The organism is Eggerthella timonensis (assembly GCF_900184265.1).
GTDB classification, from domain to species: domain Bacteria; phylum Actinomycetota; class Coriobacteriia; order Coriobacteriales; family Eggerthellaceae; genus Eggerthella; species Eggerthella timonensis.
Genome location: NZ_FXXA01000002.1, coordinates 732122 through 749759, shown reverse-complemented (window position 1 = coordinate 749759; position 17638 = coordinate 732122). Strand labels below are relative to the sequence as shown.

The 17638-nt window shown below is 60.0% G+C and carries 5 protein-coding genes; all 5 read right to left on the bottom strand.

What is annotated here, in order from left to right:
• Window positions 1-19: 19 nt before the first annotated feature.
• Complete coding sequence (locus C1A15_RS03145; protein ID WP_146001797.1) at window positions 20-5233, bottom strand: InlB B-repeat-containing protein; 5214 nt, start codon at window positions 5231-5233, stop codon at window positions 20-22.
• A 23-nt stretch (window positions 5234-5256) separates the two neighbouring features.
• On the bottom strand, window positions 5257-5823 hold the full coding sequence (locus C1A15_RS03140) for a hypothetical protein (protein WP_101721218.1): 567 nt from the start codon (window positions 5821-5823) through the stop codon (window positions 5257-5259).
• 120 nt (window positions 5824-5943) lie between these two features.
• Window positions 5944-6549, bottom strand: coding sequence for a hypothetical protein (locus C1A15_RS03135; protein WP_101721217.1), 606 nt, complete (start codon window positions 6547-6549; stop codon window positions 5944-5946).
• A 107-nt stretch (window positions 6550-6656) separates the two neighbouring features.
• A complete protein-coding gene (locus C1A15_RS03130) occupies window positions 6657-7250 on the bottom strand; it encodes a flagellar protein FliS (RefSeq protein ID WP_146001796.1) in 594 nt (197 codons plus the stop codon).
• Window positions 7251-7380: 130 nt separating this feature from the next.
• A complete protein-coding gene (locus C1A15_RS03125; RefSeq protein WP_101721215.1) occupies window positions 7381-17484 on the bottom strand; it encodes a leucine-rich repeat protein in 10104 nt (3367 codons plus the stop codon).
• Between the last annotated feature and the right edge of the window lie 154 nt (window positions 17485-17638).

Sequence of the window (17638 nt, the reverse complement as noted above, 5' to 3'; positions counted from 1 at the left end):
TCGTTCTCGACATCATTTGTCACCCCCTGCCAATCTCCTCTTGAGCGCTGCGCGCTCGATCTTGCATGCGTCGACGAGCCACGATGCCGACTGCCAGGGCCCCTGCCGCCAACGCGATGAGCGCGGCTTCGGTCGCCCCGTTCCCGTCTCCCGTCTTCGCGGCGACCTCCCGCATCAGCGACTTGACGGGGTTGCTCCCGGCTCCCCCCGGAACCCCTGCGCTTTTGAACGTGACGACCAGCGTGTGCTCGGCGCGCACGTCTTCGAAGCGGTAGCTGCTCGGCGACCAGGCAAGGCGCTGCCCATCGATCACCACGGCGTCGACGGTGTACCCCTCGTCGGGTATGAAGTAGAAGTCCTGGTCGGAGCCGGAAACGACGCGAACCGCGCCCTCCGGGGACACCCGGCCGTGGCCGCCCGAAACGCCGGCTTCGATGACGTGCTTCGCCAGAGGCGGCACGCTCTCGCGGGCGAATCGGGCATAAACGCTCGTATCCTTGCGCACGTCCTCAAGCTCGTAGCTGCCGTTTCTCGCCTTTTCAGTGACGTCCACCCCGTTCACGACGAGCGACGCGAGCCGGTATCCGGGACCCGCTTTCATCGTGAACAGCACCGACTCGCCTTCCTCCACCTCGAAGGTGCCTTCGGGCTGGATGCTGCCGCCCTCCGACGACCCGGCCGTCACCTTGTACGTGGGCGAAGGCTCCGGCGGCGTCACGGCCGTCGACTTGAACGACACGTCCAGCGTGCAGTCTTGCGTGACGTTGGTCAGGCGGTAGGCCAGGTCCTGCACGTCGCCGGTGACGTCTTGGTCGCCGTTCAGCACCACGCGGTCGAGCTCGTAGCCCTCCTCCGGAAAGAACGTGAACAGTAGCGACGAGCCGTGAGCCACCTTCGTGAGACCGGACGGCTGCACCGTGCCGCCGACGGTGGACGCCACGGCCGTGACCCCATGCACGATCGGATCCACCGGGTCGGGATCGTCCGGCTGCTTCTCGCGGAACGTCGCGTGGATGGTCGCATCGGCTTCGAGGTCGAACAGCGTGTACGTGCCGTCGATCGGAATGACCGGACGCCCGTCCACCTCGACGCCTTCCAGGACGAACCCATCGTCGGGAACGAAGGCGAACGCCTGGCTCTCGCCCCTGTTCACCCGCACGTCGCCGCCGGGCGTCACGGCACCGCCCCGCGAGGACGTCGCGTGCACCGTCACGTACCGCGCGGGCTCGGGAACGGGTTCGTCAGCCTCGAACTCGGCGCGCACGTCCGTATTGCCCGCGACGTCGGCGAGCGTGAACACGCCACCGCTCACCTGGTCGGTGACGTCCCGGCCGCCCGCGCTGAGCGACGACAGATGCCAGCCCGCATCGGCCTTCACCGTGTACGTAAGGGAGCTGCCCGTGGGCACCCAAGCCGTGCCCGACGGCGAGATCATGCCGCCCGACGACGCCGACGCCGTCACCTCGTGAACGGGCACGGGCGTCGGGACGGGATCGCCCTCGCCCAGCGCTTTGAAGCGCACGCTGATGACGGTGTCGTCGGTGACGTTCTCCACCGAGAAGCGATAGCCGCCGGCCGCGCCGGGCACCGAGCGCGCCATCATCAGCGCAGGAGCGTACAGCGGTTCCGCGTCCACCCGGTCGCCGTTCACGGTAACCGCATCGAGGTCGTAGCCCTCTTCGGGGAACACGTGGAACGTCTGCGAGCCGCCGTGGGCCATCGCGAACGCGCCCGACGGCGAGACCATGCCGCCTTCGCCGCTCTCAGTGCTGACCTCCACCTTCACGTCGACGGTGACCAGCGGCACGTCCGGCTCGGGCTGCGCCTTCTTCGCGAAGGTGACCGCGACCGATGCGTCGGCCACGACGTCCCTCACACGGTAGGACACGCCGCCGTGCTGCACGACGACGCCGTCCACGCTGACCTCGTCAACCTCGTAGCCCTCCTCGGGCTCGAACGTCAGCAGCAGCGACCCGCCTTCGATCACCGTCGTGTCGCCCGCAGGCCAGACCGAGCCGTGCTCGCCGGCGCTCGACGAAATCGTGTGGGTCGTCGGGGCGGGAGCCGGGTCATCGGCGTCGTCGTCGGCGAACTTCACCGCGATGGACGTGTCGGCGGTTGCGTTGAACAGGGTGTAGCTGGAACCGCTGAACGCGAACGCCTTGCCGTCCACGGTGAGCTCGCTGACCCGCTTGCCCTGGTCGGCCAGGAAGAAGAACGTCTGCGTCGCACCCTTCGGCACGCGCACGTCGCCTGCGGGCGAGATGGAGCCGCCCGCGCCGGCCGAGGCGTTCACCGTGACGTACTCCTGCACGGGATCGTCCTTCTGGTCGGGTGCGAACGTGACGCTGATCTGGTGATCCTCGGCCACATCTTCGAAGCGGTACGCCAAGCGGTCGTACGCTTCATAGGCCACACCGTCGACGGTGAGCACGTCCACATGGTAGCCTGCATCGGGAATGAGCGAGTAGAGGACCGAGCCGCCCTCGATTACCGTCGTGGCCCCCGCCGGCGAGATCGCGCCATGGGCGCCGGCCCGTGCCGTGACGGTGTGGGTGGTCACCGGCGGCACGGGCTGGTCGGTGCGCTTGAACGTGACGCGTACGGTAGTCTCCTGCGTCAGGTCGAACAACGTCAGCACCGATCCGGCCACCGTTACCGGCTGCCCGTCGACCGTGACCTGGTCGACGGCGTACCCGTCGGAGGGAAGGATGGCGAACATCTGGGACGACCCGTGCAGCACGCGCACGTCACCTGCGGGCGAGATGGAGCCGCCCGCGCCCGCCAGCGCGTGCACGGTGACGTACGCCGGAGTCGGCGGGTCCACCGTGATGCGCTCGAACACCGCGCGGATGGTATGAGCGGCGCGCACGTCCTCGAACGTGTACGACGCGGCAGCCGGACGATCCTCGCCGTCGATGACGAGCTTGGCCAGGCGATAACCTTCGTCGGCCGCGAACGTGAAGCGGGCGTCCTTGCCCTCCACCACGTCGATCGAGCCCCGCGGCGAAATGGAGCCGCCCGCGGTGGCCGACGCTTCGACGACGTGCGTCACCGGCTCCGGCGGGTCCACCTTCGCCAGCCTGAACGTCACCCGCAAAGTCATGTCTCGTTCAACCTTGGAAAGCGTGAGGGAGCTCTCGCCGTCCATCAGGCTGCGCGCGTCTTCGCCGTCGAGCAGCACCTGGTCGATCTCGTATCCCGCGTTCGGCAGCAACGCGAACGTGTAGGGCGAGCCGAGCTCCACCTGCACGTCGCCCGACGGGTCGATGCGGCCGTTCGGGCCTGCGGTGGCGCTGATCGTCGCGTACGTCGGCTCGGGCGGGTCGACCTTCGCCGGCTTGAACGCGGCGGCGATGGTATGGTCGGCCGTGACGTTCTCGAACGCGTAGACGCCGTTCGCAGCTTCGGCGGGTTCGCCGTCGACCAGGAGGGAGTCCAGCTCGAAGCCCTCGTTCGCCGCGATATGGAACACGGCGTCCTCGCCTTCGCGCACCGTCACCGTGCCGGACGGCGTGATGGTGCCGCCCTGGCTCGCGGTGGCGGTGATTGCGAACGTGCGCGGGATGGCCTCGAACGCGACCTGCACCTTCATATCGCGCACGACGTTCTGCAGCGTCAGCACGCCGTCGTCGCCGAGCTTTCCCCGGGCTTCCACGCCGTCCACCAGAAGGGACGCCACGCGATTCCCCTCGTCGGGCAGCACCGTCACCCGCGCCGTGCCTGCATGGGGCACGGTCTGGGCCTGCGGGGACACGGTGCCGCTGCCGGTCGAGCTGGCCGTCACCTCGTGCAACGGGGTCGGGGGCGCGATGCCCGCCTTGTACGTCACCACCACTTCGACGTCGGCCGTGACGGCCGAGATCAGGAAGGAGTCGCCGAACACGTTCACCGGTTGGGCCCCGCCCTCGCCCGAGCGCATGGTGACGGACTGGATGGCAAAGCCGTCGTCGGGGACGAACGTCACCGTGGTGCTTGCGCCCTCGAGCACCGACGCCTCCACGCGGCCGTCGGGCGCGCCATCGTCGAGCGCCACGCGGCCGTTGCCGCCCTCCACCCGCGCGACCACCGCGTGCGTCTTCTGCGGGTCGTCGGGCACCTCGGCTTTCGCGAACGAAGCCTCGATGCGATGGTTGGCCCGGACGTTCTCGAACGTGTAGGCGTTGCCCGTCAGCTCGACCGGCGAGCCGTCCACCTCGACGCCGTCGACCACGTAGCCCGCATCGGGCAGCACCGTGTACACAGCGGTGGATCCAGCGGCGAATTCCGTCACGCCGTCAGGGGTGATGGCGCCGCCCTCGCCTGCCGTGGCCGTGATGGAGAACGTCGACCCCGCCGGTGCCGGATAGGCGACGGCGAACGCGCCGAGCGTGCTGGCGGTGAACGTAACCGAAGAGCCGCCCGCATCGACGGCGGCGGTGTACGTGACGACGGAGCCATCGGGCCCAAGGCCGAGCACCTTCACGGCATCGCCCGCCGCGGCGGCCTCGGCCGACAGCGGCAGCGTGACCTGGAGCTCGCCCACGAAGGCGGCCTTGCCCTCGGGAGCGCCGGCAAGCGCCAGCTGCCACGCCGATGGATCGAGCTTCATGCCCTCGGCCGCCTGCTGCAAGAAGCCGTACGGCGCCGAGCGGTCGTCCAACTCCTCGGCTGCAAGCTCGGCCAGGCTGTGGATGCTCAGGCCGTGCACGCGCGGCAGAGCCTCGGCGTCGGGAAGCGTGGTTTCCAGATAGCCGTCCGACACCGTCACGGTCACGGAGGCTTCCTTCGAAGCGCCCGAACCGTCGGTCACCAGGACGGTGTAGCGATAGGCCTTCCCGGTTTCCAGCGTGTCGACGTGCTGAGACAGCGGGTATACCGCAGCGTCGGCGCCCTCGATGGGCTGCGCCGGTTCCGGTCGGCCGTTCTCGTCGAGCACCGCGCGCGACCACGCATACGTGAACGGCTCGGTGCCCGTGGCCTGCACGTTGAGGTCGAATTTCTGGTTGCCCCTGATCTCGGCGATGCTGGCGGCGAAGTCGGCCGTGATGGACAGGGTCAGACCGTCGACCGCCAGCAGATGCAGCTGCGTGGTGGCCGTGCCGGTAGCGGGATCCACCCAGCCCATATCGCCGACGGAAGGGGCCGGGCCGGGCTCGCCGCCCTGATCGGCCGAAGCGGGAAGCGGCGTGTACGATATGAGCAGGCATACGCACAACAGCGCTGCCAGGAAATTGTGTACATACCTTCTCATAGCCAGATCCTTCTTCCTTCGCTTCAGTTGAGAACCGAAATCGTGAGCTTGGCGGCCGCTTGGCCCACCAGCTCTTCGGTTTCGGGGTCGTGCGCGTAGAACACCGCCGTGCATGGATAATCGCCGGCGTCCAGGTCGACGGAGAGCTTCGCCGTTTGGATGTGGTGGTTCTGCTCGATCATGCCCGACGTGTACACGGTCTCGCCCGTGTCGTCGCGCGTGATCTCCACCTTCATGAGGTACGGGTTGTTGGGGACGTTCTCGATGCGCAGCTCGCCCTCGGACTGGCCGTCCGCAAACTCCACCTGCGAGGCGATGGAGATGTTGAACATGCCCTCTTCCACGATGCGGTCGAGCTCGGCTTGGATCTCCTCCTGCGTTTTGCCCTCAAGCTGCCCGAGCGCCGCGTTCGGGTCGCGCCCTTCCGAACCGGTCGAGCACGAGCGGAACGCGAAGAAGCATGCGACCAGCACCGCCACGACGGCCACGACCAGAGCGACGTAGAACACCGGCGGGAGCGAAGTATGGCGAGGCGCGCTCGCGGCGTCGCGAGGGGTGGGGTTGTCGGTGGTGGGGTTTTCGGGCTGCATGCTGTTGGTCTTTCTCGAACGGGCGATTGAACTTACTGAAGGCGCCAAGGCGTGGAATTAGACGGTGCGGCCTCCCTCCCCAATCGAAAGGGAGGCCGTTCTGCCGCGATTCTGCTCTGCTTACGAAGCGGTGGGAACCTCAACCGTGTACTTGATCTTGATTGCCGGATAGGTCTGGTTGTCGGTCAGGGGAGACTTGACGTAGCTCGTTCCGGCCAGCGTCAGGCCAAGTTCTCCGCCCTTGGGAACCGTGAAGAACGCATCGCTGCTCAGATCGGTAGCAGCCGCCGACTTGATGATCTGCGGAGACGAAGCACCCGCCTTCACGGTCATGGCCAGCTCGCCGGTGCCCTGGATATCGGCGCTCTTCGCCGCAACGGCGTCCCACGTGCCATCATCACTCTTGGCGCCCTGAACCGCGGTCACCTTCAGATCGGCCGTAGCGTTGTTGTTAACGATCTTGTACGCCGTGGCGGACGGGGCAGTGATCGTACCGCCCTTGGACGGCGTCACGATGGTGATGTCAACCGGAAGAGTGGCCTGTATCTGCGAAGCGGAAGCGAACACGTTCACCGCCGTCGACGCGTCGCCCTTGGTGTCGCCCGCTTGCGGCGTGAACGAGCCTGCGTCACCCACGGTCACGTCGGCAGCGAACGCCGGGGCGGCGCCCATGGCGAGCGTTGCAGAAAGGGCCAGAGTAGCCAGAACTTTCTTCGTGTTTTTCATAGTTGGTCCTCCTTGTCGTTGTATATGCTTAGGCGTTCTACAAAATGGTCGATGCATGATTCGTCATTAACCACCTCGATCCCTGTTCCGAGAGTCGTCCATGCCTATCAGCCTTTGATCGACAAGGTCACCTTGGCGGCGGCCTTGCCCACTTCGTCGAGCGACTCTGCATCAAAGGCGGAAAACGTAGCGGTTGCTGCGTAATTCCCTGCTTCAAGATCCTTATTGAGCACGATGGTTTCCAAGTAATTGCCGGGCTTGATACCCTTGGATTCGTATACCGCCTCGCCTGTGTCATCCAGCGTTATAGCCACCTTCATGACGTAGCGATTGCCGGGAACGTTTTCGATATAGGCAGTCCCGGGCGAAGCGCCATCGTCGAACTCGATGACGCTGGCGATGGAGATGTTGAACATGCCCTCCTCGACGATGCGGTCGAGCTCGGCCTGCACCTCTTCGGGAGATTTGTAAGGCGCTTGACCCAAAATAGCGTTCGCGTCGTAGAAGTCGTCTTGCTCAGAGCTTGCAAACCACCAGATGCCGCCGCCGATCAGCGCGAGCACTGCCAAAACGACAACGATGACGATCCAACGACTCGGCTTCTTGCCATTTTGAGCGGTGGGTCTTTCGGGATGCGGCGTAGCATGATCGGCTGGCTTCGCGCCATCGATAGTGGGCAAATTGTTCAAATCGATGCTCATACGTCCTCTGTCTTTCTCGTCTAGCTCGTTGGTAGTAGATGCAACACGTTCGCCGCGCTCCGAGGTTTCGAACGGCGCGATCGACGCTGACCCGAAGGATCCTCGCGTCGCGCCGTTCGACATCGGCTTCTTACGGTCTTGCCGTTACTTCGTAGGTCAGGTCGGCGACGGTCGTCGTGAAGTCGTAGAGGCGAATTCCGACCTTGGCTCCTTCGGGAATCACCAAACCAACCGAATAGTCCAAAATGCCCGGCGAAGCCGCATTTTGCGCTGCGGCCATATCGAACCCACTAGGCGTGACCGTTCCGGTCAGCCCTAACTCGTACGCGTTCGCCGTGTCGGGCGGCAACCCCGGCATCAGCTTCAGTTTCAGGTTCTCGCGCGTCGCAGCTTCCGGGAATACCTCATCGGCAGCCAGGCCTTCTTTGGAGTTGATAGAGGTCACTTCGAGTGGCACCGGCGTGAACGAGCGCATCTGCACCGCAACAGGCTGGCTCTCCCCCGAAGCGGAAAGCGGTATCGTCGCTTTCACCGGAACTTCGACCCGCGTGATCAACGTGTATTTGCCATAGAGCACGTATGGTTCTGAAAGCCCCTGCTCGGTTATGCTTTTAGCGAAATCGAACTTCGTGGACGCGGTGCATTCCTGGCTCGTGCACCATCCCGAAAACGCATAACCGAACCGCGCCGGAGCTCCGGGATCAGCCAACATTCCAGTGGTATCCGTGAGCATCGTCTGCGAAGTGGTGAAGTCCGATGCGCCGGGAGCCTGCAGCTTGAAGGAAACTGCATTGACTCCATCGGGCAAGCCTTCTTCGGAGCTCACCAGATCACGACTGAAGTTTGCTTTCCAATATCCTGCTGGATCATTGGTCACAGAAGCAGGAGCAAGCTTGGAAAGATCCCCTCCCGCACAGAAAGTAGTCAGCGGCGCATCGGGCGTATATCCCCTGGCTCCAAATAGAAGCTCGTTGAATCCCTTTTCCGAACTCAATCCTGAAAGATCGAGCGTTGAGGGCAGCGAAACGAGCTTCGGGCAGGCGTTGAACATCTGCCTTGCATCGGAAATCTTTGATACGTCTTCAAACCTGAATCCTTCGGGCAACGATTGAAGCTCCATACACTCGTAGAACATAGCTTGCGCATTCGTAACAGAGCCAGGAATGGTGAACCTCGACGGAAGAGAGCGTAATGATTTGCAGCTCTGGAACATACATTGCGCGTCTTCCAGGCCATCGTTGAGCACGAAGCTTTCGGGGATCGACTCAAGCAGCGTGCAGCTCGAGAACAACCATCCAGCATGTTTTACCGAAGCCGGCAACGAGAAACCGTCGGGCAATGTCTTCAACTGCGTTTTCGAGAAGGCCGTGTACATGCTTTCCACGTTTTCCGGAATGACAAATCCGCTCGGCAGTGAAGTGAGACCTGTCAGATGGAACGCGTTACTCATTTCTATCAGCGAACTTGGGAGTACGAAATCATCCGGAATCGACGTCAAGGCTCCACTGTTCTGGAACAACCGAGCTATGCTGACAACGCCTTCCGGCACATACACCTTCGATATGTCCTCAAGCGCCGGCATGCCTGCAAACCAGTACCGCATGTTCGGTTCCGCATTCACAGAATCTGAAGCAGCGTCAGGATCGGCAGCAAGCTTGATGCCCGGCTCCATGACAACGCGCTTCACTTGATCGCGGAAGGGCGACCAATAAGTTGAACGCGGCCAATCGTCGCCATTTCCGCTTTCCGGCGTATCCCACAAAGGAAGTATCTCTGCACCTGGGACATCAGGCCTGATAGTGAGCGTGCCATCGGACGACAACGACCACGAGGCGCTGTAGAGTCCATCCGTCGTCGGCAGGTCGCCGGACGTCTTTTCGTATTTGGCATAGAGAGTGTAAGGCTCGGCGGTCAGTTGGCTGGCCACCGTCTGCTTGAAATCGAACTTCACCGTACAAGCGGCATCGGTATACCAACCTAGGAACAAGCAGCCCGAGTATGCAGGAGCGACTGGGTCGACCAGCAAATCATCGCTATTTGAAAGCACCTTCATCCAAGCGTTGTTGTACGCACCAGCTTCATTTGGCAACTTGAAAGAAACCAGGTGCTGATTAGCGGGTGCTTCGGTTTCGTTTTTCAAGACGCGATTGTAATTACCGGCCCAAAAAGATACCGGGTCCTCGGTTACCCACGAAGGCAGCAAGTTTGCGAAGTCTCCCGCATAATAGGTGTCCAGGGAAGAGGCACTCGTAAACATGGTTTTCAGTTCTTCTTCTGAGACGGTGTTCGAAAGTCGCGAAAGATCCAGCGATTCCGGCAAGCGGGTGAGGCTGCGACAATCGGCGAACATGGAATCGATTCCGATAGCCTTGTCGACGGCATCGCCCTTGCCGATTATGTTTTCCCCGCTAAACGTGAATCCTTCTGGTAGCGATCTAAGACTGGTGCATTCCTTGAACATGCCCGCCGCATCGCGGGCAGATGCAGGGATCGCAAAACCATTTGGAAGAGATTTCAAGTTGAAGCAACGCGTAAACATGTAGCGCAAATTCTCTAAATTCTCACACCCAGCTAAGGTAAGGCTTGCAGGCAGCTCTTGAAGCACATGGCAGTTTCCGAACGTCCATCTGGCATCGACAATGGTTTTCGGCAGAGCGAAAGAGGACGGAAGAGTCTTGAGCTTCCGACAATCGCTAAACATTCCATTGGTGCTTTCAAGCTGCCCATCATCACCGGGCAATATGAAAGATTCTCCAACTTCCTCCAGAGAAAGGCAGTGCTGAAACAGGTTCTCGAGCGTTCTTGCATTTGCGGGAATAACAGCTTTTGAAACATCGACAAGGTTTTTCATGTTGGCAAACCAAAGCGTCAAATCCTCAGCTCGTAAGTTCTTTGAGATCGTCACTTTTTTCACACGGTCAATATACGGTCCCCAATGTGAATCCTGCGATTTGTCAGCCTCACTGTTGTAATACCATCCGAACGGCAATACATTGCCATCGCCGCTTATCCGCAGCTCTCCTTCAGCGGTAAGCTCCCACCAGGCTTCGCCGGAACCTTCAACAACGGGCAACTGCCCTTCACCGAGCGCCTTGTCGCGCCCGCCAGCAACGATCCATTTGCCGTAAAGCGTCGTGTCGGCGGTCAGCTCGGTGTTGAAGTCGAACGGCTCAAGGCAATCCTCGTCAGTGCACCAGCCCGTGAAGGAATAGCCCTCGAGCTGAGGCGTCCCGGGATTCGCGACGATGCCCTTCTCGTTCGTCACGATCGTCGTGCGGTTCGTCCAGGCGAACGTACCGTCTTCCGAAGGCGTAGCGTTTTGCAGCCTGAAATCCACCTTGTAGGAGCTGCGGTCAGCAGGATCTTCGACAAGTATGCGGTTCTGGCTCTTCCAGTCGTATTCGAGAACGCTCGGATCGGAGCCCGAATAGTACGTAGCGATGCGCGACTCGCCCTCAGCGAGAGGTACATAGAACGCACTTTCATTCTGCTGCGGTTTAGCAGGGAATGAAAAACTTGACGGCAGCGACGTAAGGGATGGGCAGTTGCTAAACATACCGCTCATCCATACGGTGCTGTCGGGAATAAAGAAACCCTCTGGCAGGGTTGCCAAAGACAAGCAATCGGTGAACATATATGACACGTTTGCGTTCTTGCTTGTTTTAGAAAACACCATAGACGGGGGCAGCGACACAAGGGACGAGCATCCGTAGAACATGCTCGAAGTATTCTCTACCTCGTCAGGAATGGAAAAGCAATCAGGGATGTTCTTGAGCGACGTGCAGCCCATGAACAGCTGATGGAGGCTAACCGCTCCTGTGGGAATTTGCATATCGGTCAAATCGACGAGGTTCGCCATGTCTTTGAACCAACAATGCATATTTCGATCAATGGCGAAGCCCGCCGACATAGCGATTTTTTTCACCTGGTCACGGTAGAGTCCCCATGCAGCATCCCCGCCTTCCTCGTTCACGTTGTTCGGGAATTTCAAAGCAACTTGTCCCGATCCGCGCAACGACAGCATGCCGCCATCGGTGAGCGTCCACCAAGCATCACCCGTACCTTCGACTGTTGGCAACGTGCCGCCAAGCGTGCCGGGAGCCATCACGCCGTAAAGGGTGGCGTCCTCGGTAAAGGGTTTCGTGAAGTCCGCGCGCTGAGTGCACGCCTCGTCCGTATACCAGAGCGTGAACACGTAACCCGGCCATGTGGGAGTGACGCCAGGCTCGGCAAGCATTCCATCAGCATTCGTGAAGAGCGTGCTCCATGTAATGCCCTCTCCCGTTTCGCCCTGCGCCTTTATGTTGAAGACGATGGACTTGGCGTCAGCCGGCTTGTCGCTCAGTTTCGTGAAGGTACGGTTGTCATTTGCCCAGGAGTAGTTCGTTACCGCTCCATTCGTGCCGGCGTAGTACATCGGCAGGGGACTATCCGTGTAAAAGACGCCCTTACCAGTTTGAGCGGTCGCAAATACTGGAAGGGTGAACGTCGAAGGTAACGACACGAGCGACGTGCAGCCTTTGAACATCGTGTTAATGTCCGTAACAGTTTCCGGAATAGAGAAACCTTCAGGCAAGGATGCCAGAGAGGAGCATTCGAAAAAGAGGCTTACCGTCCCCTTCACAGAAGGAGGCAAGCGGAAACCGGAGGGCAACGTTCGCAGAGAGGAGCACTTCGCAAACATGCCGTTTAAAATGGTAACGGTGGCATCGCAACCATCCATGCTCAGCCCCTCCGGCAGCTCCTTGAGCGATTTGCACTCCAAGAACATGTTGTTGAAGCCGTCTCCGCCTTTGACCGTTTGCGGCAGCCTGAAGTTCGCCGGAAGATATTCAAGCGAGGTGCATCCGGCAAACATCTCTTTGCACGAATCAATGGAAGTCGGCAAGGTGAAGTTCTCCGGCAGCTCGATAAGTGAGCGACAGCTTGTGAACATGTTTTTGAAATTTACCGCGCCAGCAGGAAGTTTGAAGTTTCTCGGCAACGATTTGAGATAGAAGCACTCGTTGAAAAGACTCGAGAGGCTCGTTATTCCATCATGGAGCACGAAGGTGTCGGGGACCTCTTCGATACCCGATCCAGCAAACATGCATGCGACGTTCGTGACGCCGTTCGGCACGCGCACGCCCGAGATATCTTTCAGATTCTCCATGGTCGAGAACCAGAACTTCATGTTGACAGCATCGACGGAATCTTCAACCACGATGCTTTTGACAAATTCGCGTACTGGCCCCCAATGGTTCTTGAAGATTGAAGGTTGCGAGGGTCCCCATGTGGTCCATCCCAAATCCTGGATCACGGCGCCTTCGCGCACGCACCAGATTCGCAAAGTGCCATCATCGGTGAGCTCCCACCGACCATCGTTAGTGTTGCCATCGGTGGGCAGTTCGCCTGCCGATGCCGTGATCGACACCTCAACAGTCGAACTTGCAAGCTCCACCGGTACGTCGCTGCCGGTGTAGACCAGCTTCGCAGTAGCAGTGAAGGAGCCAGCGTCAGCCTGCGGGGTTACCGTGAAGGTATGGCCGTCAGCCACCGCAGCAGGTTCGATAGTAGCAATGTTCCCGTCGACGTTCTCCCACTGGATTGCAGTAGAGAACGCAGAATCCGTCGGGATCGACGAGTCTATTGCAAGCTTTATCGGGACGTTTACCGGTACTGTGACCTTTGCTGGAGCTCCCGTAGCAAAGGCTGTCACATCGCTTAGGTTTGTTTTCTTCCATACATCTACCGTGCTCTGCGGACAGTACATGCGCACGGGTTGGGGACAACGATAGAACGACGTTGTTTCAATCGAGACATTGCTTGAGAGGCAAATGACTTCCTGAAGGTTTCGATTTACATCGACCACCTTCGGCCCCATAGATTTAAGCGATTCTGGCAATACGATGCCTATCAACCAAGGAAGGTTTTTGAAAGCGGACATGCCAACCATCTCGACCCCATCGGGAATCTCATAATAGCCGCCTGCTGCGAAAGACTGTCCAGCCCCAGCATCAAGCATGGTCTTCCCGTCAAAAGTGCAAAGCGCACCATTTACCGCACGAAAGTTAGTATTCTCTTCATCCACGACGAGGCTCTTCAAGCCGCCGCATTGTCCAAATGGCCCAAAGCCTACCGTTTTGACCGAAGCGGGAACCACCACCGATTCTATTCCCGACATTTCGAAAGCCAACGCTCCCAATGATTCCAGCGAGTCTGGGAGCACCACGTCTCGTAAGCTTGTGGTTTTAAAGAAGGCATCGAGCCCAATGGACCTGACGCCCGGCATTTCGGGAAACTCGAGCAACGATTGATCTTCGCTAAATGCCTGACTACCAATTTCGGTAACCGTCGACGGCAACTTCATGGTGGTAATGCCTTGGCACTTCGCGAACCCAAGAGCTCCCACGCTCGCTACCGTGTACGTGAAGCCATCCTTAACAACCGTTTGGGGCACAAGGATGTCGCCGATGGGCGCCTTGGCTTCGTCATCACTTTTGGCGACCGACACCGTGCCGAATTTGCCCACACCGTCAATCGTCAGCACCGTATACTTGAACCATGAGCCGTCACCAGTTTGCGCCTCAAACGACGTTCCTATGAGGGCGTTCGGATCGATGTCCCATTTGGCATACAGCGTGATGTCCTGGGTCACCGAGACGGAGAAGTCGTGCGGGGAGAGAACACAATTGGGATCATCGTACCAACCCGCGAAGATAAACCCATCTCGAGCAGGTGGAACCGGCGCGGTAATGGTATCGCCATGGTTCACGGTGATTGCAGGCACGTTATCGCCGATCGAGCTGAACGTGACCGTATAGGTATTGATGCTCCATTGCGCCGTGAGGCTCACGTCGCGAGCCGGCATCGTGGGGCTGCTGGAATCGGAAGAGAGATCCCAGGTTTGCGGCGTAGGCTCGTCCGACAGCCATCCGGTGAACTCATGCCCGGTCTTCGTGGGATCGGCCACGGCCTTGGCATGCGCCCCAAAAGCAACCTGTTGGGGTTCGATGGTAGCGGGATCGCCCCCGGCAGTGTCGAACGTCAGCGCGTAGCTGTTGGGAGTCCACTTCGCGTAGAACGTCTTGTCGCCGGTCGAATTCGCCGGAATGGTCGCAACCGCGGTGCCGGCCAGACCCGAGTTGTCATACCAGCCGTTGAAGGTGTAACCACCCTTCGTAGGCATCGGCAGCGTGATCATGGGTGATTTGATAGTGAAGCTGGCCGGAGCATCGTTCGGCAGCGTCCCGCCGTCCAGATTGTAATTGATGGCGTAAGTGGCGAGTTCAGCCTTGTAGGTACTACCAATACCCGAAGGGATTGCGTTGTAAGGATACAAGTTCCCGCCCGAATCGACCCAGTTACCAGTGTAGCCAGGATTCGGTTGCGCAAGGAGTCCAAGACTATACCGCGAGCCGACAGTCACCTCTGCAAGATTGGTGCAACCGTCGAATATGCCGCTCGCGCTTGCCACTTTGCCAGTATCCCAATTTGAGAAATCGAGAGATTGGAGATTGGCGCAGCTTCCGAACATGCCGACCATACTCGTAACATTCTCAGTTTTGAGCATGGAGACGTCTATATTGCCGAGCTTGGAGCATCCGTTGAACATGTTTGACATAGTCGTGACGTTTTGGGTGTTCAGGTTGCTCAAACCATTGATTGCCATTAGCTTGGAACAGCCTTCGAACAAATGGCTCACATTAGAGTCCGCTTTAAGGCCCGCCGCTATTGTCGCAGTCTCAATTTCAGCATTTTTGACCCAGGGAAAGGTGCCGTCGTCGACATAGTCCGGCAGCGTGCCGCTTACGCCGTCGGTTGGGGCCAAGACGAGTTCGTTGTCGGAGGTGATGTACCACGTGACAGTATCGACTCCGTTAGTGCCACCGATTATGCCACCAGTCGCGCCTTCAGGGATGACAGCTCCCCATTTAGCATAAAGAGTCATCCTGTAAGCATTTGTGCTTGAATCGAGATTGATTTCTTCATCATTAATTCTGAAACCCGTCGAATCAAAATCCCAAGCTTCTACAGGTCTATTATGAAACCACCCTAGAAACGTATAGCCCGGCCTTTGCGGGTCATCAGGTTTTTTGACATTTGCATCTTTAACGAGCAAGACTGGGTCGTACGGGATGCCACCGAACATCGTATTTCCCATAGCAGAGAAACTCTGATCAGGCGGAACAGGACTTCCCCCTTTTACGTCAAAAGAAAAAATGAAGTTTCTCATAGAATACGCGTAAGTCGTCGGCCTTCCGGCCACCACTTCCACCACTCGCACGCTTCTGCCCAGCTCCACGCCGTCCAACGACAGGGCGACGGTCACTTCCGATGTGCCGAGCTTCTTGCCGGTCACCTGGCCGGCTTCGACGGAGATAGGCGTGGCGGCATACGAGTACGTCAGCTCGCAGCCCTCGGGAACCTCGCACACTCCGCCCTCGAACAGATCGGCGGTTTCGTCGACCTCAAGCGTAAGCGGATCGCTCGTAAGTGAAATGCCGTACGGCAGGATATGGTTTCCGCTGGCCACGAGGCCGGGGTTCCAGGAGTATTCGCCTGCTTCGTTGTAGGGGGCGTAGATCGCAACGCCCGTGCAGCCCGCAATCGCGTCGGCGGCGACGGACGGGGCGTTCGAAAAGGTAACGATTCGGGAGAGATCGGGGCAATCGGCGAAAGCGCGCGAGCCCACGGAGGTGACGCTGGCCGGGATCACGGCGCGCTGCACGGCCGTGCCCGAGAACGCGCCGGCGCCGATGGCCGACACGCCTTCGGAAAGTTCGACGGACGCCAGGCCGGTGCAGCCGGCGAAGGCGTCGTCGCCGATCGCGGATATCGGCGCGCGTATCTGCACGGAGGTGAGCGACTGACGGCCCTGGAAGCCCGCCGGAGCGATGGCGGACACGCGATACTCAACGCCATCCAGCTTTGCGGTTGTAGGAATGACCAGATCGGCTTCGGGGTCGTTTTCGCCCGTCCACGAAACGGCAAGCGTGTAGTCGTCGAGCAGCTCGTACACGAATCCGCTCTGGGTGGGCGCGGGCTGCTGGATCTCGCCTGGAACGGCCGGCTCTATGTAGTTGGTGAACCCCGCCTCGTCCCACACGGCTTTGCGAGCGTCGTAATCATCACCGGAAGCCAAGGCCACCATCGCCTTCGACAGCGTTTCCAAGGAGAAGGCTTTCCCCTCGATGGTTTCCACATGCCCGTTCGCGATGATTGACGCCAAACTCGAGCACGCCGAGAACGCCCCGGAGGCGATCACGCTTGTTTCAGGAGCCACGATCACCGAGACGGTGCGCGCCGGGGCCATAACCAAGCGCGTACGATCGGCGCTGTACAGCACGCCGTCCACCGACGCGAACGTTTGATTTCCCTCTTCCACCTGGAACGCTTCGAGGTTGCGACACCCCGCGAACGCGTCGTCCGCGAACGACGTCATGCTATCGGGAAGCGACGCGACGGGCTGCTTGCCTTCCGGGCACACCAGCAGCGTAGAAAGCTCTTTGTCGAACAGCATGCCATCGTGAACCGCGTGCAGCTTGCTGCGCTCGCCCACCTCGATGCGCTGAAGCGAGGAGCAGCCCTTGAACACGTCTTTGCCGAACGCTTCCAGCGTATCGGGGAGGACGATGGACTCGATCCCCTCGCAATCCTTGAACGCCTCGTCGGCGACGGCTGTCACCAGATACTCGTCCGAACCGCTGAACACGGTTGCGGCCACGATCACATCGCCCTTCGGAGCGGAGGCGTCAACGCAGCCAGCCACCGTAGCCGTACCGCCATCGGAGTTCACCACATAGCTCAAACCATCGACGATGACCGTGCCGGCCGTAGCGACAACTTCCTCCCCCTGCGCGAGCGGCACGTCGACGCCAACCCGATCCGGGTTCACGACGGTCGGAGAAGAAGGAACGTCGGCAGCGGTGCCATCGGCGGAAGTTTCAGCCCCGCCTTCGGGAAGCGCGTTGGCAGCCCCTTCTTCAACAGGCTTTTTATCGGCAGGCGCTTGGTTTTGCGTCGCATCGGGAGCAAGCGGCTTGTCCTCGTTCACCTGCTCGTGCTTTTGGGGCTTCTCTTCCGGGGCGGTCTCGCGGGCCGGATCGCTCTCCGTTGCCAGCACGTCGGCAGTCCCTTCATCGGCGAACGCATAGAACGGCGCGCTGTCCATCAAAGGACCGGCGGCCAATAGGCACGACAAAACGACGGCGCACGCCGTCTTTCCGACTCTGGATATCCGGATGTAATGCATCGTTATTCCCCTGCTCGTGGCAAACCCGCTATGGCACCCTTTGTAACCTATGGGACACAAGGGCCAAACACCCGCAGTATATACGTTTCCCCCATGCGGTAAATAATGTCCGAAAACAAAGCGATTTAGTGGAAATTACGGGTCGTTTACGTTT